A 23,683-nucleotide genomic window follows, 5' to 3' on the forward strand; every position below is an offset into this window, starting at 1 on the left:
TCAGCGAGTGTTCGCTGATCTCCGCCATTTCCGCGCTGATCGCGTTGACCGGGCGCAATGCCCGGCCGGTGACGGTCCAGGCGAGCGCCGCGACGAACAAGCATGGGCGCCAACGCCCGAGCGCGACACTTCCCACGCGGCCGGCACCGAGCACGCTCTGGCGGCCTTCAGATAGGCCAGGACATCCAGCATCGCCATCGGGCCGTCGAAGTCGGCCGCCAGCCACCAGCACAAGTCACCATCCAACAGCGGATACAGCCCGACATGCACGTCACCGGTCAGGTGCGTCCGCAGCACGTCCTTGCTCAGCGGCAGGTAGTCGCGGTCCTCATGCCGGACGCCCTTGCGCCACCCGCCGCGCACCGCCGGCAGCCAACCAGCTTTGCCAGTACGCGAGTTCTCCCATCGCGTGGCGTAGATGTCGATGCGGGCGGCGAACAGGGCAGCGACGAAATCGACCTTCACCTCCGGGGCCGATCGCCGGTCGACCGGTCCGGGGTGCGCTTCGAAGAAGCCGGTCTGAATCGGGCCGGGCGGAGCCGCCTGTTTCGGTGTCAGCTCCAACAGCCGCAGCAACCGCGTGTTCTCCGCTCGCAACTGAGTTGTCAGCGCGCGGAGTTCCGCAAGTTCCTCGGCGAGCCCCGCAGCCTTCGCCGACTGGAGATCGTCTTTCACAGAGCCCACCGTAGATGGGATGGTCAGATGCGTGCCCGGTTAAGGCGCTCAATGAGGCTGGGTTTGCGTGCATGCGTTTGCCGCAACGCGATGGTGCGGATGGTGAACGTGTCGTAGCGGTCCTCGCGTTCGGCCAGCGCGTGCAGATCGGTGACCAGCGTGACGGCGGCGTCGTACTCGGCCGGTTTCCGGGTGGCGATCATCGCCTCGACGCGCGACCACGCGGTGTCTCCCTCAGCGGCCAGTGTGTCGAGTCGTCGTTCGCGGGCCAGCAGGCGCGCCTGTTCCCGGCGTGCCTCGTCTTCGGCGCGCTCGGCGGCGAGCCGACGGTCGCGGTCGGCTCGTCGCTGCGCCGCGTTGTCGAGTAGGTCGGCCACGTTCCGGCGGGCTGGGGTCGGGCTGATCGGAGCGGTGTCGCCGCGGAAACGGCGCAGCAACTCCATCTGCACCCGCGCCGCCTCACCCTGCGCTACCCGCGCCAGGAGCCGGTCCTTCTCGGTGACCGGCAGGCGAGCCACTCACACGGCGAGGTCATCGGGGTCATCGGCCGTCTGGCCCAGCGGTGGAGACACCTGAGCCGCGATCGTGATCAGCTCGTCGTCGAGGCGGAGAAAGTCGGCCAGCGCCCGCTGCGCGGCAGTGAGCGTGCCCAGTCCGGGCGGAACAGGTGGTTCGAGATCGTCGTCAGCAGCACGATCGAAAACGTCTTCATCGCGCTCCCAGGCACCGTAGGCCGCCAGCCAGGCGAGATAGAGCGGCCGGAGATCACCGGCGGCGAGTTCGGCGCGAACTCCGACGATCGTCGACAGCAGGTTCGCGGGGTCGTAGTCGAAGTCGAACTCACCAGCGTGGGCCTCGCTGGTGAAGTCGAGCACGATGAACTCGTCCGTGACCCAGGCACTCGCCTCGTCGCCGACGCAGTAGTCCTCGACGACATCGGGATCGAGCAGATCGCACGGCAGCCGGAACATCACTCGGCGGGTACCCCAGTTGGCGACGTATAGGTGCGCGTCGTAGTAGCGCTCCATCAGACGGCGAGGGTCGCCCTTGAAGTCGCCCCAGTGGTACTCGTTCACGAAGCTGGTCGAAGAGATCCGCGCCCGGATGGACAGCGACCGGACCGCAGCTTGTTCACCGTCGTCCAGTGGGCGGTCGATCGCCAGGAACTCGTAGTACTGGTATTCGCTCACGGCTCATCCAGTCCATCGCCGGTGAACGGCTTCGCCCGGAAACTCGAGTCGTCGCCCAGGTGGAAGAACAGATGGCCCTCGATCGTGTTGTCGTCGACCAGGACTGCCCAGCCGCGTCCACTGACCTGATCGCCCTCGTCGGAACCTTCCCAGGTGAACTCCACGCCCGGCCGGCCATCCCGCTCGACCGAGCGGCAGTCCAGCCAGCCGTTGACGGCGATGAAACCGAACTGGCCGGTCCCGTTCCGGGCGAACTCGACGTAACCCGGCTCGACCAGGTCGATCGCCTCGCGGTCCCAGCCGCTCATCGCCACGATCCGCCATCGACCAGACGTCCGGGCGCTGAACTTCGGAGCCCTCACCATGGGATATCAGCGTAGTGAACTCGGTGAGATCGATTCGACGTACCACCGTCTGACGGTGCACCAAGAGAATACCCAGTGCATCAAGACCGAGGTCGACCATGTGTGTCGCGGGTGGGGACGCCGCGTTCGCGGAGTTTGGTCAGCACCGTGGTGTGGTCGACACAGAGGTGTTCGCCGACTCGTGCCAGGGACCAGCCGAGGTTGTAGAGGTGGATGGCGTCGTCGACCTGCTCAGGGAAGAGACCGCGGCGGCGCATCGGCACGTCGTGTCGTTTGAGGATGTTGCTGACCGTCCGCCGCTCGATGCCGAACCGGTCGCCTAGCTCGTACACCGTCGCTCCGGCTTGGTAGCCGGCGATGAGTTCCTGGACCTGGTCGGCGTCGAATTGCCGTGCACGACCTGGTTTCGGCCGGTTTGCGGGCGGCGGAGCGGGCGTGGACGGGTCGGGGAGCTTCTGGAGCAGGGTCTCCAGGGCCTCTACCTGGGGTTTTGTGTTGTAGCAAGTTCCCCCAAGGTCCACAGATGAACCCCCAGCGCCACCCTCTAGACACCGCAAAACCGCAGGTCAGCGGCTTGTAGGGGGTGGCACTGGTGCGGGCGTTTTCGTCAAAAATCGGCCTGTTCCCCCAAGGTGTTCGCCGTTTCGGCTGTCGAGGCTTGGGCTGAGGTCTTTGAGGTCTGTCTGGTCGCTGACACTGTGGATGCGCGGCGTCGCCGCAGCCTGCTGTGCTGGGCTTGTTGAGGCTGGTCGCGTGAACGCGGAGGTGCTGGTGACGGACGAGTCGGCGGTGGGAGTCACCAACGGGCAGCCAGCGGCGGGCGGCAAGCGGGACCGGGACGAGGTGTTCGTCGAGTACACCAAAAGCATCTGCCCGGTGTGCAAGGTCGTGGTGGACGCCCAGGTCAACATCCGCGACGACAAGGTCTACCTGCGCAAACGCTGCCGGGAGCACGGCTGGTTCGAGGCGTTGGTGTACGGGGACGCGCAGGCGTACCTGTCCTCGGCGCGGTTCAACAAGCCAGGCACGATCCCGTTGACCTTCCAGACCGAGGTGAACGAGGGCTGCCCGTCGGACTGTGGCCTGTGTCCAGAGCACAAGCAGCACGCCTGCCTCGGGATCATCGAGGTGAACACGAACTGCAACCTGGACTGCCCGATCTGCTTCGCCGACTCCGGACACCAACCCGACGGGTACGCGATCACGCTGGAGCAGTGCGCGCGGATGCTCGACGTGTTCGTCGCCTCGGAGGGCGAGGCCGAGGTGGTGATGTTCTCCGGCGGCGAACCCACCATCCACAAACACATCCTGGACTTCATCGACCTCGCGCAAGCGAAGCCGATCCGCAACGTCAACCTCAACACCAACGGAATCCGGCTGGCCACCGACCGGGCATTCGTGGCCGCGCTGGGCGAACGCAACGGCCGCCACGGCAAGTCGATCAACATCTATCTCCAGTTCGACGGGTTCGACGAGCGCACGCACCGGGAGATCCGCGGACGGGATCTGCGGGAGATCAAGAAACGGGCGCTGGACAACTGCGCCGAGGCCGGCCTGACTGTGACCCTGGTGGCGGCGATCGAACGGGGCCTGAATGAGCACGAGCTCGGCGACATCATCGAGTTCGGTTTGGCTCATCCGGCGGTGCGGTCGGTGTCGTTCCAGCCGGTGACGCACTCGGGGCGGCATGTCGAGTTCGATCCGCTGACCCGGTTGACCAACTCCGATGTGATCGAACTGGTCGCCGCGCAGCGGCCGGACTGGTTCGCCAAGGACGACTTCTTCCCGGTGCCGTGCTGTTTCCCGACGTGCCGGTCGATCACCTACCTGCTCACCGAGGGCACCCCGGGCGAGTCGGATTTCGGGATCGTGCCGATTCCCCGGCTGATCCAGGTGGAGGACTATCTCGATTACGTGTCCAACCGGGTGGTGCCGGATTACGCGGTGCGGGAGGCGCTGGAGAAGCTGTGGAGCGCGTCGGCGTTCATGGGTACCGAGACGACCGAGGAGAAACTACGGGCCGCCGCTGAGGCGTTGAACTGTGCGGACGCCTGCGGGGTGAACCTGCCCGAGGCGATCGCGAATCTCACCGACCGGGCGTTCATGATCGTGGTGCAGGACTTCCAGGACCCGTACACGCTCAACGTGAAGCAGTTGATGAAGTGCTGCGTGGAGGAGATCACTCCGGACGGGCGGTTGATCCCGTTCTGCGCTTACAACTCCGTCGGCTACCGGGAACAGGTTCGCGAGCAGATGTCCGGTGTGACGGTCGCGGATGTGGTGCCGAACGCGGCCGAACTCCAACCGCTGCTGGTGGATTCGCCGTACGGGTCGAAGATCGCCGGCAACGGGAGCAGCAATGGCAGTGGCCATGGCGAGGGGCACGGTCGGGTGGACGGGACGAACGTGGGTCAGCGGGCGGTCGGTCGATGACGGCCGATCCTGCCGAGATCAAGGCGTGTTGCGCGGCCAGTTACGGGCAGGACGCGGTGGCATTGGTCCTCGGCGAGTCCTACCACCCGGGCGGCCTGAACCTGACTCGTCGGCTGGCCGACGTTCTCGGGCTGAGGTCGGGGCTGCGGGTGGTGGATGTCGCGTCCGGGCCGGGAGCGACCGCGCGGCTGCTGGCGGGCGAGTACGACGTGACGGTGGACGGGGTCGATCTCGGTGAGTCCACTGTGGAGCGTGCCCGATCGGCTGTCGAGGAGGCCGGTTTGGTGGATCGGGTGCGGTTTCATCTCGGTGACGCGGAACGGCTTCCGCTGCCTGACGGGAGCGCGGACGCGGTGGTGTGCGAGTGCGCGTTCTGCACGTTCCCGGACAAGGCCACCGCCGCCGAGGAGTTCGCCAGGGTCCTGCGGCCCGGCGGCCGGGTGGGTATCACCGACGTCACGGTGGCCGAGGATGGTCTGCCGGAGGAGTTGCGGACGCTGGCCGCGTGGGTGGCCTGCATCGCCGACGCCCGCCCGGTCGGCCAGTACACCGACATCCTGGCCGGGGCGGGACTGGTGACCGGGTACGTCGAGGAACACGACGCGGCGCTGGCCCGGATGGTCGAGCAGATCGAGGCCCGGGTCCGGGTGCTGCGGATGACCGCCGCCGACCGGCTGGCCGCAGCCGGTGTGGACGTGGACGCCGTGCTGCGCTACACCGCCCTGGCCAAGCACGCGGTGACCGACGGGCTGCTCGGCTACCGGCTGCTGGTCGCCGAAAAACCGACGTGACCGCGGTGGTAGACGCCGCGAGTCGCGCGGCAACCGATCAAATGCTGGCTGGCCTGCGTGCGGGGCGCTGGGGACTCCCGGCGTGGGCGCGGTTCGTGGCGTTGTCGACTCGCCGGTCGGTCCATCAGGCGCGGCGGCGTCCGCGTGCGTTGGTCGAGGTGACCGCGTTGCATGTGGTGTTCGCGCTGCTGGCCGGTCGGCGGGGTCGCCGGTGGACGGCGGTGAGTTGGGCGCTGGCGGCAAGCCATCTCGGGATGCTGGAAGGTCGGCGGTCGCTGGGCGTGCCTAACGTGATCACGCTGCTGCGGGCGAATCTTCCCGTGCTCGGCGGGCCGGTGCGCTGGCTGGGCGTTGTCGCGCTGGCCAGTGACCTCCTCGACGGCCGGCTCGCCCGGCGCACCGGCACCCAGACGGCGTTCGGCGGGTACGCGGACTCGCTGGCGGACGCGGTGTTCTGGACGTGGTTCGTCGCGCGCCACGAGCGCGATCGGAGTGTGCGGGTCGCGGCGCTGGCGGTGTGGGTTGTCCCGGTCGTCATCGTGACGGTGGCCAGCGTCGCGGGTGGCCAGATGGTGGACGCGCCGCGTCCGGTCCTGTGGCGGCCGGCCGCGGCGATGCAGGCCATGATCGCCGTGCGGGCCGTGCTGCGCCCTGCTCAGCTGTCGGGTTCGTCTGCGGTGTGCAGCAGTGCCTCGCCGAAGGCGCGCAGCCGGTCCACGGCGTCGGTGGTGGGCGGTTGGCGGTGGGCGAGGGCGTTCTTGATGGCGAGGTAGGTGTCGGCCTGAAGGCCGCAGCGGCGGCATTCTTCGAGGTGTTCGGCGATCCGGGCCGCCGTGGCGTCGGTGACCTCGCCGTCCAGATAGGACTGCAGGAGTCGCATCACGCGCAGGCAGCGCACTGGTGACGGGCCGACCCGCTCGAACAACTTGGTCATGCCTCACCTCGGGGAAGGGTCACGTTGGTCGCCTGGAGGTGGTCCCGGATGCGTTTGCGTGCCCGGTGCAGGCGGCTCATCACGGTGCCCACGGGCACACCCAGCGCGTCCGCGGCGTCCGCGTAGCCGAGGCCGTGGACGTCGACGAGCGCGACGACCTCCCGGTGCTTGTCCGGCAGCGCGGCGAACGCGCGCTCGACTTCGATCTCGAACCGCTCATCGACGATCGCCTGTTCGGGGCTGGGGGCGGGATCGCGTCCCGCGTCGAGCCGGGCCAGCGCGTCGTCAGGGTCGGCGAGCAGGTCGGGTCGGGCGCGGCGGTGCCGGTTGTGCTCGGCGTTGCGCAGGATGGTCAGCAGCCATGCTCGGGGGTGTTGCCCGTCGAAGCGGTCGATCGCGCGGAACGCCCGCAGCAGGGTGTCCTGGACCAGGTCCTCGGCGTCGGCGGGCTGGCCGGTCAGTGATCGCGCGACCCGGTAGAGCACGTCGATCTCGGGCAGCACGTACTCCGCGAACGCTTGGTGCCGGGTGCCCAGCTTGGCCACGCTCACCTCCACGCAGACGAAACCCGCCGATCGCGGGTGGCTATTCCACCGGCCTGCGCCGGGAATGTGGTGGCGCCCTCACCGGGTTTCGTGCCCGTGAGGTGGCGTCGTGCCGGTCTGCCCAGAGCCGGATTACAGCGGGCAGTGGAAGCCTACGTCGATGGCGAGCTACCCGCAGGGCATCGCGCGGCGGTTGCCGCGCACCTGCGGGTCTGCCCCGGGTGCCGCACCCATGCCGAAATGGTGCGCGCGATCAAAGCCGTGCTGGCCCGCTGCGGATGGCAGCCCACGGTAAGCGGCGTGTCAAGCCGGGGTGGGCCGAGACGGAGCGGCCGATGACGCTCGCGGTGGCGGTTCTGGCGATCGCGTTGGCCGCGGCCAACGGCGGCAACGATGTGTCCAAGGGCGTCGCGACGCTGGCGGGAGCGGGTATCGCGCGGTACCGGGTGGCGGTGGCCTGGGGCGCGGTCACCACCGTGATCGGTTCCGTGGCGTCGGCGTGGCTGGGACGCCGGAAGTTGGGGGTGTTCTCCTCGGGGATCGTGGCCGCCACCCGACGCGCGTGCGTTCGCGGTGGCGGTGCTGATCGGCGTGGCCGGGTGGGTGGCGGTCGCGACGGTGTCGCGGCTGCCGGTGTCGACGACCCACGCGATCGTCGGGGTCTTGCTGGGGGCTGGAGTGCTGTTGGACGCCGCATCGGTGCGGTTGGGGGCCGCTGGTGTCCTCGGGTGGTGGTGCCGCTGCTGGCGTTTGCTCTCTCGGCGGTCCTCGACTACGCACGTGTCCACCGGCGCTATCGCCGGAGCGTCGGGCACTCAACTGCGGTTGAACGAACGGACGTTGCGGGACTTCGCGATCGCCTGGACGCTGACGCCGGTGGTCGCGGGGGTGGTCGCGGCTGGCGTGTTCGCGGCGATTCGCTGAGCAAAGGATTCAACTCGGTCCGATGTGGACTACGGCAGCCCGAGTTGGGGCACACCGACGATCAAGGTGAGCACGAAGAAGGGCGGCGTGCCGGGTGGGAAGCCGAGCAAGGTGGGATCGCTGACCGCAGGCTCGGGACGCAGGCAGAGTGCGGCGATCCCGACACCGGCCACGCGGTAGTCGAACACGGAGATCTCTGTGGTTCCGCTGATGCGCCCAGCGTTGGGCAACGTGCCGGTGCCCAGGAGGTCGACGGTGGCCCGCAGCGGCAGGAGCCAGGTGGGGACCAGGCCGGCGAGTGGGCTGGGCTGGCATCCGGCGCCGAGGTCGGGAACCCAGTGGATCGGCTTGCTCGGCAGTTGGACCTGCACGTGTGCCTCGGATGGGACGGTCTGCGGGAGCCAGGTGCCGTTCCACCACGGCAGGTTGTCCCGGTGCTGCTGGGTGAAGATGTAGCGGTTCATCGCACTGATCCATCGCGCGCCGGGTCGATCATCAGCGTGCCCATCATGCCGTTGTCCTCGTGGGGCAGGATGTGGCAGTAGTACACGGTCTTGCCGGGCGTGTCCGGCCGGAAATGGGTGCGCAGCGTGAACTGCCCGTTCGGCGGTAGCCGGAAGGTGTCCCACCAGATCGCCGGATCGGTCTGCCACGAGGTGTCGCCGGCCGGAATCCCTTGTACGTCAACGACCTGGAATGGGTTGACGTGAAGGTGGATCGGGTGCTGCATGACGTCGGCGTTGCGGATGGTCCATTCCTCCACCGTGCCGGCCTCGACCTGTTGGTCGATCCGGTCGGGGTCGAAGATCTTGTCGTCGATGTAGCCGATCACGCCGAGCCCGGCACGGCCGGACAGGTCGGTGCGGAAGGTCAGCGTGCGGCGGCGGGCTATCGGCAGGTTCGGGATGCGGGGCGGGTCGACCAGCCGAGTCGGGATCCATCCGGTCGTGGGTGTCCCGGTGACCACCAGCGTGGCCAGTTCGATCAGGGGGCGTGGCCCGCCGGGGTGGCCTTGGTCGTAGGCGGGGGCGTAGATCCGGTACCGGCCTGGCGCGCCGCCTCGGACGATCAGCTCCGCGCGGTTTCCGGCGGTCAGCATGATCGACGGCACGGTCTTGGGCGCGGAGAAGGGGATGCCGTCCTGGCCGATCTGGTGGAGGTCGTGGCCCTCGACGTGCAGCCAGATCGCCCGGTGGGGGTTGGCGCACAACACCCGCCAGCGTTGGGTCTCACCGGGCGCGATCGTGACGTGCGGGCGGAGTTGGCCGTTGAGGGTGAAGGTCATGCTGGTCGGCACGGCGGGCACGCTGGTGAACGGCACCTCACCCCCACACGGAACGACCACCGCGGTGGGCACCTCGCCGCCCTCGTCCAGCCACAGCTCGTTGATCACGATCGTGCGTTCGCGCATCTCGGCGATCTCGGGCACAGCGTCGATGCCGCCCTCGACGACGATCGGCCCGGCCAATCCGGACCACGCCTGGTGCGCGGTCGAGCCGTGCTGGTGTGGGTGGTACCAGTGCAGTCCGGCTGGCTGATCGGCGGGGATCCGGTAGTCGTACTGGTGGTCGCCGCCCGGGTCGACGCGGATGAACACGTTGTCCGCCGACCCCTCGGGTGAGACCTGCAGGCCGTGGGTGTGCAGATTGGTCGCGATCATCATTTGCGGCAGGGTTTCCCCGGCGGCGAGCCGGCCGACCATCCAGGGCAGGCAGTCCAGCGTGCCGCCCGGCCCGCCGGTGGGCCGGTTCGTGCACAGTGGTGGCAGCGCGTTCAGTGGGATCCCCATGGGGCGCATCCGGTTGCGCAGCAGCAGGCGCATCCGGTCACCGGGGCGGATGCGCAGGATCGGCCCCGGCACGTGGCCGTTGTACGCGTCGACGTGGATCACCCGGTCCCCGACCGGCCAGGACACGGCCGCGATGGTCAGGTCGTAGTCCAGCAGTCCGTCGTGGCTGCGCACCTCGGGCAGGTCCCGCAGCTCCGCGCCGTCTGCACGGTCGGCGCTATCGAGGGCGGGTGGTGACGGCGAGAGCGCCGCGGCAGTGCCGGGTAGGCGCACTGTGCCGGTCGCGGCCAGTGCGGTGGTCTTCAGGAACGTTCGGCGGTCCACGGTCGGCTCTTTCGCGGTCGTGCTGGATGCCTCATCGGTAGACAACCCAGGCACCGCGACTCGGCCTGTCAGGGCACGGCCGAGATCACCACCGTGGGTGAGAAAAGCCACCGCAACGAGTGAGTACGAAGACAGCCGCCGCACAGTCAGGCAGCGCCGGTTGTTATCCGGTCGAGGGTAGAGCGAGCAGCGCGTCGACCACCCCAACCAAGTCGGCTCCGGTCACGTCGGGCCGTGCGAACACGGGCGGGTACTGGTTCTCCAGGCGGCTGACCCATCCGGTGACCAGCCCCGCGTGGTGCGCGCCGTGGATGTCCCAGGCGTGTGCGGCCACCAGGGCAAGCTGCTCGGGTTCGAGTTGGCAGACGCGGGCCGCGTGGCGGTAGATTTCCGGCGCCGGTTTCCACCGCTGGATGTCGTCCACGGACAGCACCTGCTGTACGTCGTCCAGTACGCCCGCCCGCTCCAGCAGGGCGCGGGTTGTGCGCGCGGAGCCGTTGGTCAGCGTGATCACCGGCACCCCGGCCTGCCTGGCACGGCCCAGCGCCACGGCGACGTCCGGATGCGGGTCCAGCTCGACGAAGCCAGCCAGGATCCCGCGCACCGTGTCATCGGACAGCGTGTGGCCTGTCGCCGAGGCCAGGGCACCGGCCGCGATCTCAGCGAACGGCCGGTAGCCGCTGGTAGCTGTCAGTGCGAAGGCGTCGCGCAGTAGCCGGGTGAACCACAGTTCCAGCACGTGACCGGGCAGGCCCGCGTCGATGATCCGGGTGCGCAGTGGCTCCAGCGGGAACAGGGTTTCGATCACGTCGAACGCGATGACCAAGGGGCGTCGGGCCATGGTGAGCGTCTCCTTCCGGGCATGGTGAGCGGTCTCTCACGGATACCCGGCGCAGGTGGTCAGGACCAGATGGTCGCCCGGCGCACTGCCCCCAGCAGGCGGATCACTCGTCGTCGGGCCGGGCTGGTCAGCGTCGTCTGCGCCTGGGCCAGGGCGGTGTTCCACACGCCGTCCGCCCAGGTGGGGTAGGCGTGCACGACCGAGGACACCTCGCGCAGCCGGCCTCCCCGGGCCACCACGGCGGCCAGCTCGGCGAGCATTTCCCCGGCCCTCGGGGCGACGATCGTGGCGCCGAGCACCCGGTTGCCGCGGCCGAGCACCACCTGGGTGAAGCCGTCGGTGTCGTCCTCGGTGACCGCCCGGTCGACCTCGGTGTTCCGTAGCATCCGGACCCGCACTCGGTCGCCGTTGCGCCGCCGGGCCTGGTCCTCGGTCAGGCCGACGTGGGCAATTTCGGGGTCGGTGAATGTCACCCAGGGCATCCGGTCGTGGTCGACCCGGCGGAGCGGGCCGAGTAGCGCGTTGGTGGCGGCGATGCTGCCGTGGATCCCGGCGACGTGCGTGAACGCCGGGGCGCCGGTCACGTCCCCGGCGGCATAGATGCGCCGGTTGCTGGTGCGCAACCGGCCGTCCACCGTCACATAGCCGCGCTCATCGACAGCGACCCCGGCGGCGTCCAGCGCGAGGCCGCTGGTCCGGGGGCGGCGGCCGGTGGCGACCAGCACGTGGTCGGCGCACAGCACACCGCGGCTGTCCGGGCCGGTCACCTCCAGTTCGACCGCTCCTGGGACGCCGGTCGCCTTGGCCACCGTTGTTCCGGTGAGCATGCGGACGCCCTCGCCTGCCAGCCGGGCGGCGAGCACGGCGGCGGCCTGGGGTTCTTCGCGGGGAATGAGCCGGTCGATGGCTTCCACGACGGTCACCTCGCTGCCCAGCCGGGCGAATGCCTGCCCGAGTTCGCAGCCGATCGGGCCGCCCCCGAGCACCACCAGCCGCCGCGGCAGTTCGGTGAGGTCCCAGACGGTGTCGCTGGTCAGCGGTTTGACCTCGGCCAGTCCGGGAATCGGCGGGAGCGTTGGGGTGCAGCCGGTGGCCACCAGCGCGTGCCGGAACCGCAGTACTCGCTTGCCGGCCCGGATCTCCCGCGGCCCGGTGAACACCGCCTCGCCCGCGATGACCTCGGCCCCGGCCTTCGTGAGCGCGTCGGGCGAGTCGACTGGTTCGATCCGCTCAATCGCCCGGCGCACCGCCGCCATCACGGCCGCGAAGTCGACCTCGACCGCCACCGGGTGGGTGGCGAACACGGCGGCCCGCCGGGCGGCGTGGATGCGTGCCGCCGCCGCGATCAGTGTCTTGCTCGGCACGCACCCGGTCCACAGGCAGTCCCCGCCGGTGCGGTCGCGTTCGACGAGCACCACCCGCGCGCCGAGCGTGCCAGCGGTCTTGGCCGCGATGATGCCCGCGGTCCCGCCGCCGACGATCACCAGATCGACCGGTTCGGAGATCAACTCGGGCACGGGCACGCTCCTATTCGCCTGGCGGGGTGTGCTGGGGAAACCCGCTGGCAGTGGCACGCCATTCCATCGGGCGGTGCACCCCTGCCGGGAATCGCGACGCCGCGTCGGTGGGTTTCGCTAGCGTGGAAACGCCGGATCAGGTGCGCCGGGAGTCGTGGACGTGGCCAGGCGAGGCGGTCGGCCTGGTGCTGCGGGGCCGCACCGCCGGCCCGACCGCGGCCGTGGTCGGCACCGTGTTGTCCGCGGTCAACCAGGGCAGCCTCATCCTGGACGGCCAGGCGACCTGGGTGACCTGGCTGCGGGTGGCCGTCAACGACGCCGTGCCCTATCTGGTGGCCAGCATCGGGTGGTTGTCGGCCCGCCGGGTCCGGCCGGGGCCGATCGGGGTGGAAGCCGCCACGGAGGTCACCGGGTTTCCTCATCGAACGTCGACGAGAGCGAAGGAGAAAGCGCTGATGCCGCGAGTCCCGGTGCACACGATCGGCGATGCCCCGCAGGCCGCCCGCGACACCCTGAGCGGGCTGGCCGCCCGGCTGGGGCGGGTGTTCAACATCCACGGCGAGATGGCGCACGCGCCGGTGGTCCTGGCCGTCTACGCGGGCATGCAGGCCGCGATCGCCGAGCACGGCAGCTTCGACGCCCGCACGCGCGAGGCGATCGCGTTGGCGGTCGGTGCGGTCGACGGCTGCGGCTACTGCCAGGCCGCGCACACCGCGTCCGCCCGGAAAGCCGGCCTGGACCTGGAGCAGACGATCGCGATCCGCGCTGATCGGGCCGAGTTCGACCCGAAGCTGGGCGCGCTGCTCGCGGTGGCCCGTCAGGTCGCTGGACAGGTCGGCGAGGTCGACGACGCCACCTGGAAGCACGCACTGGAGGCGGGCTGGACCGACACCGAGCTGACCGAGCTGTTCGCCCATGTCGCGGTCAACCTCTACACCAACTACTTCAACCACTACGTCGGCACCGAGCTGGACCTCCCACCCGCGCCCGACCTGAGCTGAGGGGCATCTGCCGTGGCCGAAGACGTCGATGTTGTCGTGATCGGACTGGGTCCGGGCGGGGAAGCCGTGGCCGGCGAGGTCGCCGAGGTCGGCCTGGACGTGGTTGGGATCGACGCCCACCTGGTGGGCGGGGAGTGCCCCTACTACGGGTGTGTACCCACCAAGATGATGATCCGGGCGGCCAACGCCGTCGCGGAAGCACGTCGCGTATCCGGGTTGGCGGGCCAGGCCCAGGTCGCGCCGGACTTCACGCCGGTCGCGGCGCGCATCCGCGCCGAGGCCACCGACGACTGGAACGACCAGGTCGCCGTCGACCGCTTCACCGGCAAGGGCGGTCGGTTCGTGCGCGGGCGTGCCCGACTGACCGGCCTGCGCACCGTCACGGTCAACGGCACCGTGTTCACCGCCCGCCGCGCGATCGTGCTCAACCCCGGCACCGAACCGGCGATCCCACCCATTCGCGGCCTGGCTGACACCCCGTACTGGACCAACCGGGAAGCCATCGCCGTCACCGAGGCGCCCGAATCGCTGATCGTCCTCGGCGGTGGCGCGGTCGGCCTGGAACTCGCCCAAGCCTTCGCCCGGTTCGGCACCCACGTCACCGTGGTCGAAGCGGCACCGCGGCTGGCGCCGATGGAAGAGCCCGAAGCCGGCGAGCTCCTGGCCCGCGTGCTGCGGGACGAGGGGCTCGACGTGCACGTCGCCGCCCACGTAGGTGCCGTCGCCCACGCTGACGACACCTTCACCGTGGATCTCGACGACCGCCAACTCCGCGCCCAGCGGCTGCTGGTCGCCACCGGACGCCGCACCGACCTGACAGCGCTTGGCGTCGACGCACTGGGCCTCGACGCGAGCGCGCGATTTCTGAACCCCGACGAGCGGATGCGCATCGCCGAGGGCGTGTACGCGATCGGCGATGTCACCGGCAAGGGCGCGTTCACCCACATCTCGATGTACCAGGCGGCCATCGCGACCCGGGACATCCTGGGCCAGCCGGGCGCGGCGGCGGCGGACTACCGGGCGGTGCCGCGAGTGACGTTCACCGACCCGGAGATCGGTGCCGTCGGCCTTACCGAGGCCCAAGCCCGCGAGCAGGGCATCCCAGTCCGGGTGGGCTTCGCCGAGCTGCCCAGCTCGGCCCGCGGATGGATCCACCAGACCGGCAACCACGGCTTCATCAAGCTCATCGCCGACGCCGACCGCGGCATCCTGGTCGGCGCCACGTCCGCCGGCCCGACCGGCGGCGAAGTCCTGTCCGCCCTCGTGCTCGCCGTGCACGCTCGCGTGCCGGTCGACACGCTGCGGCAGATGATCTACGCCTATCCGACGTTCCACCGCGCCATCGAGGACGCCCTGAACCACCTGCGCTGATCGTGGCCGGCGACGTTCGCGCGAGCGCAGGCGCGGTGGGGCGCCGTGGACGGCTACCGCCGTGGGGCCGACCATGACCGTCGACGGGGAGGACGAGTCAGCGGCGGCGGCCGACGCTGCCGATGGCTTCGAACAGCAGCCGGGGTCGCCCGCCGATGGAGTTGAGGAACAGGCTGGTGACCGAGGCGGCCATCGCGACCATCGCCCACACCGGATACACCAGCCCAGTCGCCGACAGGGGAATGCCGATGCCGTTGAACGTGAACGCCAGAGCCACGTTCTGCTTCACCCGCCGGTAGGCGCGGCGAGAGATGTCGCGGGCGGTGAGTACGAGCCGCAGGTCGTCGCGCACGATGATGATGTCGGCGGACTCGGTGGCGATGTCCGTGCCGCTGCCCAGGGCGACGCCGACATCGGCGCGCATCAGGGCGGGGGCGTCGTTGATCCCGTCCCCGACCATCGCCACTCGACGCCCTTCGGCCTGCAACCGGCCGACCACCTCGGCCTTGCCGTCCGGCAGGACTTCGGCGTGCACCTCGTCGATCCCGGCCTGGCGGGCGACGTGGGCGGCGGCACGCGGGTTGTCCCCGGTGACCAGCACCGGCGTCAGGCCCGCCGCGCGCAGGGCGGCGACGGCTTCGGCAGCCTCCGGGCGCAGCGTGTCGGCCAGCGCGATCACCCCGAGCGCACGGCTGTCGCGGGCAACCGCGACTACCGTGTGTCCCTCGCCCTCCCACTGCGCGATCACCGCATCCAGACCGGCGAGGTCCATGCCGTGGTCGACCAGGAAACCGGGGCGGCCGACCAGCACGCGGTGCTCGCCGAGCCACGCGGTGACCCCAAACCCGGCGGTGGCCTGGAAACCCTCCGGGTCCAGGGCGGGCAGCGTCAGCCCCCGTGCGGTGGCGGCGGCGGTGATCGCCCGGCCCAGCGGGTGGTCGGACGGGGCCTCGGCTCCCGCCGCGACCGCCAGCACCTCGTCGCGGTGCACGCCGGTGGCCGGATGCACCGCGACGACGACTGGTCGGCCGTAGGTCAGCGTGCCGGTCTTGTCCAGCAACACGTGCGTGACCTGCCGGAAGGTCTGGAAGGCTTCGCCGGTCCGCATGATGATCCCGGAATCGGCGGCGTCCCCGGAGCCGCGCACGATGGCCAGCGGCGCAGCGATACCCACCGCGCACGGGTAGCCCATCACCAGCACGGCCAGCGCGGCGAACACCGCACGCCGCACATCCACCGCGCCGGTGAGCACCCCGCTGCCGAGCAGCCAGCCGGCCAGCGCCAGGGCGGAGAGGGTCAGCACGGTGGGGGTGTAGACGCGCAGGACCCGGTCCACCAGGTGCAGCACGCCGGGTTTGAGGGCGCGGGCGTCTTCCACATTGCGCACCACGCGGGCGAGGAAGCTCTCCGCCGCCGGGGCCGTGGCCGCCACGACGAGGGCGCCCGCACCGTTGACCGCCCCGCTGACCACCGTGTCGCCGGTGGTCTTCTCCTGGGGCAGCGGTTCACCGGTGACCAGCGAAACGTCCACTGTGGAGTATCCATCGACGACGCGACCGTCCACCGGGACGCGCTCGCCGGGACGGACACGCACCCGGTCCCCAATGCGGACCTGCTCGACCGGCACCTCGACCTCAGTGCCGTCACGGACCACGCGCGCCAGATCCGGTTGCAGGTCAAGGAGCTTCTTCACCGCCTGGCTGGAGCGGGTCTTGACCAGCAGGGACAGCCACTCGGAGAAGATGTGGTAGTTCGCGACCAGCACCGACACGGCGAAAAACGCGGCGGTCGGATAGTCGGGGAACACCCTGGACAGGCCGATCGCGCCGCCGGCCAGGCCCGCGAACGCACCGATCTCCAACAGCACATGCTGGTTGAGAATCCCTCGCCGGGCCGACTGAAGCGCCATGCGCAGGATGTGCCGGGCGACACCGGCCACGACGATCAGCGCCACGGCCGCGGCCAGCCAGCCGGTCAACCACACCGGCACCAGCCCCACCGCGCGCAGCACCAGCGCGGCCACCCCCGGCGCGACGATCCCCGCAGCCCCGGCCGCGGCGATCCACCGCCCGGCTTTACGGAGAAGCGCATAGGACAGCGGCACCATCACGACGACCACGGACAGCGGCACCAGGATCGAGGCGATCCCGGTGACGGTGGCGATCAGGCCGATCGCGGTGAGGCTCGCGGCGATCGCCCCCAACAGCCGCACGCCCTCACGCACCAACTGGGCCTCTTCCTCCTCGAAGGGGCGCAGCTTGCGCGGGTCGTAGAGCTGGTAGCCGATGTCACGCAACGTCGACAGGATCCGCTCCGGGGCGATCACGCCCGGGTCGTAGTCCACCAGCGCCTGCTCGTGCGTCAGCGACACCGCGACCTGCCCGACCCCGTCCATCCGGCCCAGGGCCTTTTCGATCGTGCCGGTGCACAGCGAGCAGTGCAGGCCCGCGATCCTCGCCCGAATCCGGGCATGGCCTTCCACTGTGGACGGTTCGGTCGCCCACAACTGGGCGGCATCGGTACTTGTCATGATTGCCCCGCCTCCTCACGCTGGGCGTCGCCGGTGACGGTGAACCCGGCCTGCTCGATCCGGTCACGGGCGGCCGTGGCCAGTGCGTCGGGGGTGGTGTGGGCCGGGTCGAACCGCAGCCGCACCACGCCCGTGGTGTGGTCGGCCTCGACGTGCCCGACCCCGTCCAGCCGCCCCAGCACGGTCCGCAGCCGCTGCTCGCAGGCGCCGCAGTGCATTCCCTCGACCCGCACGGTCACGATCTCGCTCATCGTTTCCTCGTCTCCCACGTGAAGAGGCCGGTGCTGACCTGGCCTTTTCCGATGTCAACCCACGGTAGGAGCTTGTCCCTGGGGCAAGGTCAAGCCGCGTACGCTCGACACCGAGGAGGTTGGGCCATGACGACCGTCGCATCCACCACCTGGACCGTGGGCAAGGCCGCCGAGGCGGCCGGGCTGTCGGCCAAGGCCGTGCGGCTGTACGAGGCCAAGGGGCTGCTGCCTCCGGCCGAGCGCACCGCGGCCGGCTACCGGCGCTACCGCGACGACGACATCGCCGTGTTGCGGTTCATCCGCCAGGCCAAGACCCTCGGCCTGTCCCTGAACGAGATCCGCGACATCCTCGACCTCCGCCGCAGCGGTACCACCCCGTGCCAGCACGTCGTGGCCCTGCTGGATGACCGCATCCGCGAGATCGACCGCACCATCACCGAACTGCGCCAGCTGCGCCGCACCCTGGCCGACGCTCGCGCCGACGCCCACCAGCACCACGCCGAACATGCCGACGGAGTGTGCGGAATCATCGAACACGCCGACGACCGCTGGCCCGCACGGACTTGACCGAAGACGGGCCGACCCGGTAACGGCGCGAACCGGCCGGCTGGCCTGGCACGTCGATTCCTCGACGAACAATCCACTCGGACAACCGATTACGGAACCTCGTCCGGGCGGACCGGTGGGCCGGGCTGATCCAGCAGCCCGGCCCACCCGAACCGCCGGAAGGTCTCGCGGTTCAGCGCGAAGTCGGCGGCCACGGTGTGAACCATCCCGTCCGGATGCCGCTCGACCCATGGTGCGGCGGCGTCGCGGGACACGAAGAACCCGCCCGCGTCGCACGCCTCGGCGCGCATGTCGGCGGCGGAGTCGGGTCGCAGCAACGACACCACCGCACCGGCCGGGTCGACCGAGCACACCTCGTCGGGGGTCACCTGGATGCGGATCGGCTGCCCGGTCGCGAAGCAGGCGGACTCGATTACCCCGGCCCTCCCCAGTATCACCGGGAAGATCAGCACATCGGTCGCGCACCACCCGTACACGATCTGGCCGCCGAAGGAGAACCGGTGCGGCGTCGGACGCAGCGACAGCCCGAGCCCGGCCACCCGCCCCCGCTCATCCCAATCCACTCCCGGATGTTGCCGCAACGCCGCCGCCGTGTCGGGCACGGAGCGGCCCGCAGCCGAGGCGATCTGATCCACCGTCACCGGTTCACCGTCGGCCAGCAGTGGCAGCACATAGGGAATCAGCTCGAATCGATGCCGATGGGTTCGCCAGAATCGGTCGTGCACCCGCTGGTCGGCGGCGGAAACACCTGCCCCGCCGACGGCACCCGACACCCCCGCACTCCCGGGCGAAACCGCGGATTCGTTCCCGGTCATCGCTGTCCGTCCTAATCTCAGCAGCAGCCGCTCACCGGCGTCGCGCCGGTTTCCAACAGAGCAGCGAAGTCCTTGGCGATCGAAAAGCCCTCGGGCACAGGCACGATCCGCATCCCCGGGTACCGCGCCTGCCACTGACGTGCGGCACCAGCATCGGCGAAGAACCGCTGTGGATCGCACAACGTCGCACGGACCCGGGTAGCGTCGAACCGCTCCGGATCCACGAACGTGACCACGGCACCGGCCGGTTCGACACCAGAGACGCCCTGCCGCGGGTCCACGGTCAATCGGACCGTGGTGCCGGTTACGGGGTCCTCCGACTCGACGTCCGCGACCTCGTCGATCAGCACGGGGAAGATCAGCGTGTCTGGCGCGCAGTACGTATACAGCTGATGACCGTTGACCGTGAATCGGTGTGGTGTCGGCTTCAATGTCAACCCCCACCCCACGATGCGCCCTTGATCGTCGTACTCGATGTCCCCGCCCACCGGAGCCGCCGCCAGATCTGGGGCCGCGACACCCGCCGTGGCCGCCAACTCGTCCACCGTGATCGGATGACCGGCGGCGAGCAGCCGCAACGCGGTGACGATCAACTTGCGGCCCGCGCTGGAATCCACGGCAGCCTCGTTCACGGTCACGATCTTGTTCACAGTGGCGGCAGCGAGCCGATCCGCAGTCATGACAACAACTCCTTGCCGAGCGAGAGCTCTTCATCGACAGAAGCTTTGGTCTGTCCTGTCCGACGCTAGGGTTTACCCCCGGGGTGAGGGTCAAGCGCTCGCGGCGCAGCGCGGGTCGCCGGTCGGGCACACGTCGTCGTAGCCGAGCGGCCCGGCGCGGTGCTCGGCCTGGAAGTCCTCGATCCGGCGCAGTGTCTGGCGTGCCGCGGCGATGCGCTGTTCCAACCGCTCGCGCGAACGGTCCAGATAGTCCGGCAACCGGGTGCCGAACGACGTGGCGCACCGACTGGTCAACTCGCGGATCTCAGCCACCGTCAGGCCCAGACTGCGCAGCTCACCGATCAGCCTTACGCACCACTCGGCGACGGAGTCGTAGAGCCGGTAGTTCGCCGGGCTGCGGCCGAGGGTGCGGATCAGGCCGAGATCGGTGTATTCGCGTAGCGCCTTGACCGACACGCCGGTGCGGCGGGACAACTCGCCCACCGTCATCGGACGTGGCCGCGGGGTGGTGTTCACGGGCTTCCTCCGTTCTGCGGGTGAGGTCAGGAGGCACAGCAGGACAGCTTGGACACGTCGCGGGTGAAGGTCTGTGCGGCGAGCTTGAGCCCTTCGGCCATGGTCAGGTACGGACACCACAGATCGGCCATCTGCCGCACGGTCATCCCGTTGGCCAGGGCGTAGACGGCGGTCGCGATGACCTCCCCGGCGCCCTCGGCGGCGACGTGCGCGCCGAGCAGCCGCCCGTCCTCGCGGTCGGCGACCAGTTTGATCAGCCCGTGGGTGTCCCGGTTGACCAGTGCGCGGGGCACGTACTCCAGCGGCAGCACCCGGCACTCGCAGGTGTGTCCGGCGGCGACGGCCTGGGCGTCGGTCAGGCCGGCGGCGGCGATCGCCGGGCTGGTGAAGATCACCCGAGGCAGGTGGCGGTAGTCCAGGGCGCGGTTCGCGCCGGCCAGGGCGTTGTCGGCGGCCAGTGTGCCGTGCGCGCCCGCCACGTAGACGAACTGGGGGTGGCCGGTGACATCTCCCGCGGCCCAGATGCGGGGGTTGGTGGTGCGCAGGTGCTCGTCCACGACCACCTCGCCGCGGGCGCCGATCGTGACGCCGACCGCCTGGAGGTTGAGCCTGTCGGTGACCGGGCGGCGACCGGTGGCCACCAGCAGGTGCTGCGCGCTCAGCGTGGCCGGTCGCCCCTCGGCGTCGGTGAGGGGCACGTGGTAACGGTCGGTGTCCCGGCGGACCTGGCTGACCGTGGCGCCGGTGATCGCCTCGATGCCCTCGCGGGCGAATGCCTCCTGAATGACGGTGCTGATCTCGGGTTCCTCGACCGGCGCCAGACGGGGCAGCGCCTCCACCAGGGCGACCCGCACCCCGAGCCGGGACCAGAGTTGGGCCTGTTCCAGGCCGACGGCGTTGCCGCCGAGCACGATCAACGACTCCGGTAGTGAGTCCAGCTCCATCGCGGTGGTCGAGGTCAGGTACCCGGCGTCGGCCAGCCCGTCGACCGGTGGCGCCCACGGGGACGATCCGGTGGCGATCAGGTAGTGCTCGGCGGTCACCGCCGGCTGGCTGCCGTCGGCCAGTTCGACACGCAGTACCGGGCCGGAGTCAGCGGTGGTGAATCGCGCGAGGCCGGGCAGGATGTCCCAGCCGTACTCGGCGGCGAGGTCGACGTACTTCTCCGCGCGCATCCCCTCGACCAGGTCCCGCTTGCCGCCGATCAGGCCGGGCAGGTCCACGCCGAACGGCGCGACCGCGAGGCCGGGAAACCGGCCCTCGAGGCTGACCTGGCGGGCCTCGGCCGCGGCCAGCAGCGCCTTGGACGGCACGCACCCGGTGTTCACGCAGGTACCGCCCACGGTGCCGCGTTCGATCATCACCACCGTGGCGCCCTTGGTGCGCGCGGCGATCGCCGCCGCGAACCCCGCACCGCCGGACCCGATCACAGCCAGGTCGTAGCGCATCCCGTCACCTCGTCTCGACCCGCCACCGGGCCGTCGTATTCGCTCTAGCGGATACGACGAGGCTACCGTAAGATTTGTCTATCCGGATATGACGTGCACACGATGTGGGGATGTTGACTGGGATGGCCGCACTGCCCGAGCCCGCCGCGCTGCTGCCCACCGAGCCCGCCGGAGTGGAGATGGTGGCGAAGTTCTTCCGTGCCCTGGGCGACCCCGCGCGGCTGCGGCTGCTGGAGTTCCTGCTGCACGAGGAGCACACGGTCACCGAGTGCGTCGCCCATATCGGGCTGTCGCAAGGGCGGGTGTCCACTCACCTCGGCTGCCTGTCCGACTGCGGCTATGTGCAGCTGCGGCGCGAGGGGCGTTTCGCCTACTACCGGGTCACCGATCCCCGGGTCGCGGAACTGGTCATGCTGGCCCGCGCTCTCGTGGCGGACAACGCCTCCGCATTGGCCGCCTGCCTGCGCATCGACCCCCGTTGAGCGGAAGGGAAACACCGCCGTGCCAACGAATCCCGGACTCAATCGCACCCGCGCCGTGGTGGCAGCAGTCGGGATTGTGCTGCTGCCTCTGTTGTGTTGTGGCCTGCCGCTGCTGATCGCGGCGGGCGCGCTCGGTGCGATCGGATCGGTGCTGGGCAATCCCTAGATGATCGCGGTCGCGATCGTGCTGGTGCTCGGGGTTGTCCTCTGGCGCCTACGCCGGTCCGGCACAGCCCGGAGCGACCAGTGCTGTCCACCCCGGACGCCGGAGCCCGGTCCCCCGGAGGATCACTGACCGGCCTTCCGGCGTCCGGTGACCGCCAGCACCCCACCGAATACCGCGCCCATGGCGACCGCGATGAGGGTTTCGGTGAGTGCGCCGCCGGTACCGAGCAGTGTCGGCCCGGCCAGCGCGTGCCGAACCGCAAGCAGCGCGGTAATCACCATCGCGACGGTGGCCCCGCCGAGCGCGGTGCGCACCGCGACACGGCCGGGCAGCACCGTACGGGTGCGCCAGCGGCGGGTGACCGGCCACGCGGCGGCCACCAGCATCGGCGCGAAGTGATAGGTGGTGGCCGGATGGGCGGTCGCGAGCAGAAACCACGCGACCGCCACCACCACGGATAGCACGGCACCGCCCCACCAGGCACCCTGCGCGAGCCGGGTCACCGCGTCGCCGTCAACCTCGTCAAGCAACTCCGGCGCCTGGGCGCGGACCGCGTCGAGCACCTGCCCGGCGGTGGGGTTGACCATCGCCTTCTCGCCGACCACGACCGTCGGCACGGTCTCGTTGCCGCCCGCGACCGCCCGTACGGTGGCCGCCGCCGCGGGCCGCTCCCAGATGTTGATCTCCCGGAGGGGCAGTCCGACGCGACGCAGGTCGCCGCGCAGCCGGGAACAGAACGGGCATCCCGGCCGCCAGTAGAACTCCACGTGCGTGCTCATGCCAACGTTCCCAACCAGGTCGTCACGCCGTAGAGCACCGCGTAGGTGCCCACCGCGATGCCCAGGATCAGCAGCAGTCGCCACCGCAGCCGCCGGATCCCGGCCACGCTGCACTGGTGACGGCGCCGCAGCGCCCACCACACCAGCAGCCCGGTGACCGCCAGCCCAGCCAGGCGGAACCACCACGTGTAGCGGTCGTAGAGGTCGGTCGCCCAGACGAAGGCGGTGCCCGCGCTGACCACGCCGATCAGCGCGAGCACGGTCGGCCCCACACAGCACAGGATGCCGACCAGGCCGCCGAGCATCCCGATCCGCCACACCGGCAGCCCCGTCACCCGCTCCGGGTGCTTCTCGGCGGCGGTGGCTCCTCGCTGTCCGTGGTCGGTCATCCCATGCGCCCGACCAGCTTGCGCCACCACGCGCCGCGGCTGCCAGCAGCGTGTGGTTCGGGACGTCCTTCGACATGGACTCCGTTCCAGAAGGCGACGTGGTTGCGGATCCGCCGGGCCAGCGGACTGGGGTTCGGGTAGTACCAGGCCGCGTCCGGGTTCACCGCGTCGTCCACGGTCACCGTGTAGTAGCTGGCCAGGCCCTTCCACGGGCACAGCGACTTCGTCCGGCTCTCGGTGAAGTACTCCCGGCGCAGCGACTCGGGCGGGAAGTAGTGGTTTCCCTCCACCCGCACAGTGCGTTCGGTCTCGGCCAGCACGACACCGTTCCACACGGCACGCAACATGTTCACCACCTCA

The 23,683-nt window shown here is 70.1% G+C and carries 30 protein-coding genes; 10 read left to right on the forward strand and 20 right to left on the reverse strand.

Features of this window, described 5'->3' with window-relative positions; translation table 11 throughout:
- The 5 genes from H5411_RS33300 to H5411_RS33315 form a co-directional block, all read right to left on the reverse strand.
- Complete coding sequence (locus tag H5411_RS33300; protein WP_183126092.1) at positions 1-675, reverse strand: TOTE conflict system archaeo-eukaryotic primase domain-containing protein; 675 nt, start codon at positions 673-675, stop codon at positions 1-3.
- A gap of 23 nt (positions 676-698) precedes the next feature.
- Positions 699-1,193, reverse strand: a complete 495-nt coding sequence (locus H5411_RS47935) for a hypothetical protein (protein ID WP_246369531.1) — start codon at positions 1,191-1,193, stop codon at positions 699-701.
- Positions 1,194-1,865, reverse strand: coding sequence for a hypothetical protein (locus H5411_RS47940; RefSeq protein WP_312878667.1), 672 nt, complete (start codon positions 1,863-1,865; stop codon positions 1,194-1,196).
- The gene (locus tag H5411_RS33310) at positions 1,862-2,230 is read right to left on the reverse strand and encodes a hypothetical protein (protein WP_220817831.1); all 369 of its coding nucleotides are present in this window, start codon (positions 2,228-2,230) and stop codon (positions 1,862-1,864) included. The genes H5411_RS47940 and H5411_RS33310 overlap by 4 nt, the downstream gene beginning before the upstream one ends.
- 80 nt (positions 2,231-2,310) lie before the next feature.
- A complete protein-coding gene (locus tag H5411_RS33315) occupies positions 2,311-2,751 on the reverse strand; it encodes a helix-turn-helix domain-containing protein (RefSeq protein WP_183126093.1) in 441 nt (146 codons plus the stop codon).
- Between the two features lie 232 nt (positions 2,752-2,983).
- Here H5411_RS33315 and H5411_RS33320 point away from each other — a divergent pair, with 232 nt between their 5' ends.
- The 3 genes from H5411_RS33320 (at position 2,984) to H5411_RS33330 (ending at position 6,227) form a co-directional block, all read left to right on the forward strand.
- Positions 2,984-4,663 (forward strand): radical SAM protein, encoded by a 1,680-nt coding sequence (locus H5411_RS33320; protein ID WP_312878668.1) that lies wholly within the window; start codon positions 2,984-2,986, stop codon positions 4,661-4,663.
- Positions 4,660-5,454 carry a class I SAM-dependent methyltransferase gene (locus H5411_RS33325; protein ID WP_183126094.1) on the forward strand — a complete coding sequence of 265 codons (795 nt, stop codon included), beginning with the start codon at positions 4,660-4,662 and terminating at the stop codon, positions 5,452-5,454. Before H5411_RS33320 ends, H5411_RS33325 begins: the two co-directional genes overlap by 4 nt.
- Positions 5,455-5,612: 158 nt before the next feature.
- Complete coding sequence (locus H5411_RS33330; protein ID WP_220817832.1) at positions 5,613-6,227, forward strand: CDP-alcohol phosphatidyltransferase family protein; 615 nt, start codon at positions 5,613-5,615, stop codon at positions 6,225-6,227.
- Here the strand turns inward: H5411_RS33330 and H5411_RS49085 are convergent.
- Positions 6,110-6,388: an anti-sigma factor family protein gene (locus H5411_RS49085; RefSeq protein WP_220817833.1), complete on the reverse strand. Its 279-nt coding sequence runs from the start codon at positions 6,386-6,388 to the stop codon at positions 6,110-6,112. The genes H5411_RS33330 and H5411_RS49085 overlap by 118 nt on opposite strands.
- The gene (locus H5411_RS33340; protein WP_183126095.1) at positions 6,385-6,933 is read right to left on the reverse strand and encodes an RNA polymerase sigma factor; all 549 of its coding nucleotides are present in this window, start codon (positions 6,931-6,933) and stop codon (positions 6,385-6,387) included. The genes H5411_RS49085 and H5411_RS33340 overlap by 4 nt, the downstream gene beginning before the upstream one ends.
- A gap of 144 nt (positions 6,934-7,077) precedes the next feature.
- Between H5411_RS33340 and H5411_RS49410 the strand changes: the two genes are divergently transcribed.
- Together H5411_RS49410 and H5411_RS33350 are read left to right on the forward strand one after the other, a co-directional pair.
- Positions 7,078-7,272 carry an anti-sigma factor family protein gene (locus H5411_RS49410; RefSeq protein WP_183126096.1) on the forward strand — a complete coding sequence of 65 codons (195 nt, stop codon included), beginning with the start codon at positions 7,078-7,080 and terminating at the stop codon, positions 7,270-7,272.
- Positions 7,273-7,506: 234 nt separating this feature from the next.
- A complete protein-coding gene (locus H5411_RS33350; RefSeq protein WP_183126097.1) occupies positions 7,507-7,857 on the forward strand; it encodes a hypothetical protein in 351 nt (116 codons plus the stop codon).
- 29 nt (positions 7,858-7,886) lie between these two features.
- On the opposite strand, the gene H5411_RS33355 is transcribed toward H5411_RS33350, so the two are convergent.
- The 4 genes from H5411_RS33355 to H5411_RS33370 form a co-directional block, all read right to left on the reverse strand.
- The gene (locus H5411_RS33355; RefSeq protein ID WP_183126098.1) at positions 7,887-8,321 is read right to left on the reverse strand and encodes a hypothetical protein; all 435 of its coding nucleotides are present in this window, start codon (positions 8,319-8,321) and stop codon (positions 7,887-7,889) included.
- Positions 8,318-9,970 carry a multicopper oxidase family protein gene (locus H5411_RS33360; protein ID WP_183126099.1) on the reverse strand — a complete coding sequence of 551 codons (1,653 nt, stop codon included), beginning with the start codon at positions 9,968-9,970 and terminating at the stop codon, positions 8,318-8,320. Before H5411_RS33360 ends, H5411_RS33355 begins: the two co-directional genes overlap by 4 nt.
- A 163-nt stretch (positions 9,971-10,133) precedes the next feature.
- A complete protein-coding gene (locus tag H5411_RS33365) occupies positions 10,134-10,811 on the reverse strand; it encodes a haloacid dehalogenase type II (RefSeq protein ID WP_183126100.1) in 678 nt (225 codons plus the stop codon).
- 59 nt (positions 10,812-10,870) lie between these two features.
- The gene (locus tag H5411_RS33370; protein WP_312878669.1) at positions 10,871-12,328 is read right to left on the reverse strand and encodes a dihydrolipoyl dehydrogenase family protein; all 1,458 of its coding nucleotides are present in this window, start codon (positions 12,326-12,328) and stop codon (positions 10,871-10,873) included.
- 122 nt (positions 12,329-12,450) lie between these two features.
- On the opposite strand from H5411_RS33370, the gene nrtS reads away from it, so the two are divergent.
- Both nrtS and H5411_RS33380 read left to right on the forward strand, forming a co-directional pair.
- Complete coding sequence (gene nrtS / locus H5411_RS47145) at positions 12,451-13,329, forward strand: nitrate/nitrite transporter NrtS (protein ID WP_220817834.1); 879 nt, start codon at positions 12,451-12,453, stop codon at positions 13,327-13,329.
- Between the two features lie 12 nt (positions 13,330-13,341).
- Positions 13,342-14,700: a dihydrolipoyl dehydrogenase family protein gene (locus H5411_RS33380; protein WP_183126101.1), complete on the forward strand. Its 1,359-nt coding sequence runs from the start codon at positions 13,342-13,344 to the stop codon at positions 14,698-14,700.
- A gap of 97 nt (positions 14,701-14,797) precedes the next feature.
- Here H5411_RS33380 and H5411_RS33385 read toward each other — a convergent pair whose 3' ends face one another.
- A complete protein-coding gene (locus tag H5411_RS33385) occupies positions 14,798-17,230 on the reverse strand; it encodes a heavy metal translocating P-type ATPase (protein ID WP_183126102.1) in 2,433 nt (810 codons plus the stop codon).
- Positions 17,227-17,481 (reverse strand): heavy-metal-associated domain-containing protein, encoded by a 255-nt coding sequence (locus H5411_RS33390; RefSeq protein ID WP_183126103.1) that lies wholly within the window; start codon positions 17,479-17,481, stop codon positions 17,227-17,229. The genes H5411_RS33385 and H5411_RS33390 overlap by 4 nt, the downstream gene beginning before the upstream one ends.
- Before the next feature lie 126 nt (positions 17,482-17,607).
- Between H5411_RS33390 and H5411_RS33395 the strand changes: the two genes are divergently transcribed.
- The gene (locus H5411_RS33395; RefSeq protein WP_183126104.1) at positions 17,608-18,048 is read left to right on the forward strand and encodes a heavy metal-responsive transcriptional regulator; all 441 of its coding nucleotides are present in this window, start codon (positions 17,608-17,610) and stop codon (positions 18,046-18,048) included.
- 89 nt (positions 18,049-18,137) lie between these two features.
- Here H5411_RS33395 and merB (H5411_RS33400) read toward each other — a convergent pair whose 3' ends face one another.
- From merB (H5411_RS33400) to merA, 4 genes are all read right to left on the reverse strand, one after another.
- Positions 18,138-18,863 (reverse strand): organomercurial lyase MerB, encoded by a 726-nt coding sequence (gene merB / locus H5411_RS33400; RefSeq protein ID WP_183126105.1) that lies wholly within the window; start codon positions 18,861-18,863, stop codon positions 18,138-18,140.
- A 17-nt stretch (positions 18,864-18,880) separates the two neighbouring features.
- The gene (gene merB / locus H5411_RS33405; RefSeq protein ID WP_183126106.1) at positions 18,881-19,543 is read right to left on the reverse strand and encodes an organomercurial lyase MerB; all 663 of its coding nucleotides are present in this window, start codon (positions 19,541-19,543) and stop codon (positions 18,881-18,883) included.
- A gap of 90 nt (positions 19,544-19,633) precedes the next feature.
- On the reverse strand, positions 19,634-20,059 hold the full coding sequence (locus H5411_RS33410; protein WP_312878670.1) for a MerR family transcriptional regulator: 426 nt from the start codon (positions 20,057-20,059) through the stop codon (positions 19,634-19,636).
- A 26-nt stretch (positions 20,060-20,085) separates the two neighbouring features.
- Complete coding sequence (merA, locus tag H5411_RS33415; RefSeq protein WP_183126107.1) at positions 20,086-21,507, reverse strand: mercury(II) reductase; 1,422 nt, start codon at positions 21,505-21,507, stop codon at positions 20,086-20,088.
- A gap of 110 nt (positions 21,508-21,617) precedes the next feature.
- On the opposite strand from merA, the gene H5411_RS33420 reads away from it, so the two are divergent.
- Both H5411_RS33420 and H5411_RS33425 read left to right on the forward strand, forming a co-directional pair.
- Positions 21,618-21,989 (forward strand): ArsR/SmtB family transcription factor, encoded by a 372-nt coding sequence (locus H5411_RS33420; RefSeq protein ID WP_416333222.1) that lies wholly within the window; start codon positions 21,618-21,620, stop codon positions 21,987-21,989.
- Between the two features lie 19 nt (positions 21,990-22,008).
- Positions 22,009-22,155 carry a hypothetical protein gene (locus H5411_RS33425; RefSeq protein ID WP_183126108.1) on the forward strand — a complete coding sequence of 49 codons (147 nt, stop codon included), beginning with the start codon at positions 22,009-22,011 and terminating at the stop codon, positions 22,153-22,155.
- A gap of 122 nt (positions 22,156-22,277) precedes the next feature.
- Here the strand turns inward: H5411_RS33425 and H5411_RS33430 are convergent, their stop codons facing one another.
- Genes H5411_RS33430 through H5411_RS33440 form a run of 3 tightly spaced genes read right to left on the reverse strand, consistent with a single transcriptional unit; the run spans position 22,278 to position 23,670 of the window.
- Complete coding sequence (locus H5411_RS33430) at positions 22,278-22,934, reverse strand: glutaredoxin family protein (protein ID WP_183126109.1); 657 nt, start codon at positions 22,932-22,934, stop codon at positions 22,278-22,280.
- Complete coding sequence (locus tag H5411_RS33435) at positions 22,931-23,323, reverse strand: hypothetical protein (RefSeq protein WP_183126110.1); 393 nt, start codon at positions 23,321-23,323, stop codon at positions 22,931-22,933. Before H5411_RS33435 ends, H5411_RS33430 begins: the two co-directional genes overlap by 4 nt.
- Entirely contained in the window at positions 23,320-23,670 is a 351-nt protein-coding gene (locus H5411_RS33440) for a DUF427 domain-containing protein (RefSeq protein ID WP_183126111.1), read from the reverse strand. Before H5411_RS33440 ends, H5411_RS33435 begins: the two co-directional genes overlap by 4 nt.
- Positions 23,671-23,683: the final 13 nt, after the last annotated feature.

The organism is Amycolatopsis echigonensis, from assembly GCF_014174495.1.
GTDB classification, from domain to species: domain Bacteria; phylum Actinomycetota; class Actinomycetes; order Mycobacteriales; family Pseudonocardiaceae; genus Amycolatopsis; species Amycolatopsis echigonensis.

What these genes read in the sequence shown, in the direction of transcription:
- H5411_RS33310 (WP_220817831.1), bottom strand. Translation starts at nt 2,230, where the DNA reads ATGGTGAGGGCTCCGAAGTTCAGCGCCCGGACGTCTGGTCGATGGCGG.
- H5411_RS33325 (WP_183126094.1), top strand. Translation starts at nt 4,660, where the DNA reads ATGACGGCCGATCCTGCCGAGATCAAGGCGTGTTGCGCGGCCAGTTAC.
- H5411_RS49085 (WP_220817833.1), bottom strand. Translation starts at nt 6,388, where the DNA reads ATGACCAAGTTGTTCGAGCGGGTCGGCCCGTCACCAGTGCGCTGCCTG.
- H5411_RS33355 (WP_183126098.1), bottom strand. Translation starts at nt 8,321, where the DNA reads ATGAACCGCTACATCTTCACCCAGCAGCACCGGGACAACCTGCCGTGG.
- H5411_RS33365 (WP_183126100.1), bottom strand. Translation starts at nt 10,811, where the DNA reads ATGGCCCGACGCCCCTTGGTCATCGCGTTCGACGTGATCGAAACCCTG.
- H5411_RS33385 (WP_183126102.1), bottom strand. Translation starts at nt 17,230, where the DNA reads ATGACAAGTACCGATGCCGCCCAGTTGTGGGCGACCGAACCGTCCACA.
- H5411_RS33390 (WP_183126103.1), bottom strand. Translation starts at nt 17,481, where the DNA reads ATGAGCGAGATCGTGACCGTGCGGGTCGAGGGAATGCACTGCGGCGCC.
- H5411_RS33395 (WP_183126104.1), top strand. Translation starts at nt 17,608, where the DNA reads ATGACGACCGTCGCATCCACCACCTGGACCGTGGGCAAGGCCGCCGAG.
- merB (WP_183126105.1), bottom strand. Translation starts at nt 18,863, where the DNA reads ATGACCGGGAACGAATCCGCGGTTTCGCCCGGGAGTGCGGGGGTGTCG.
- merB (WP_183126106.1), bottom strand. Translation starts at nt 19,543, where the DNA reads ATGACTGCGGATCGGCTCGCTGCCGCCACTGTGAACAAGATCGTGACC.
- merA (WP_183126107.1), bottom strand. Translation starts at nt 21,507, where the DNA reads ATGCGCTACGACCTGGCTGTGATCGGGTCCGGCGGTGCGGGGTTCGCG.
- H5411_RS33420 (WP_416333222.1), top strand. Translation starts at nt 21,618, where the DNA reads ATGTTGACTGGGATGGCCGCACTGCCCGAGCCCGCCGCGCTGCTGCCC.
- H5411_RS33430 (WP_183126109.1), bottom strand. Translation starts at nt 22,934, where the DNA reads ATGAGCACGCACGTGGAGTTCTACTGGCGGCCGGGATGCCCGTTCTGT.
- H5411_RS33435 (WP_183126110.1), bottom strand. Translation starts at nt 23,323, where the DNA reads ATGACCGACCACGGACAGCGAGGAGCCACCGCCGCCGAGAAGCACCCG.
- H5411_RS33440 (WP_183126111.1), bottom strand. Translation starts at nt 23,670, where the DNA reads ATGTTGCGTGCCGTGTGGAACGGTGTCGTGCTGGCCGAGACCGAACGC.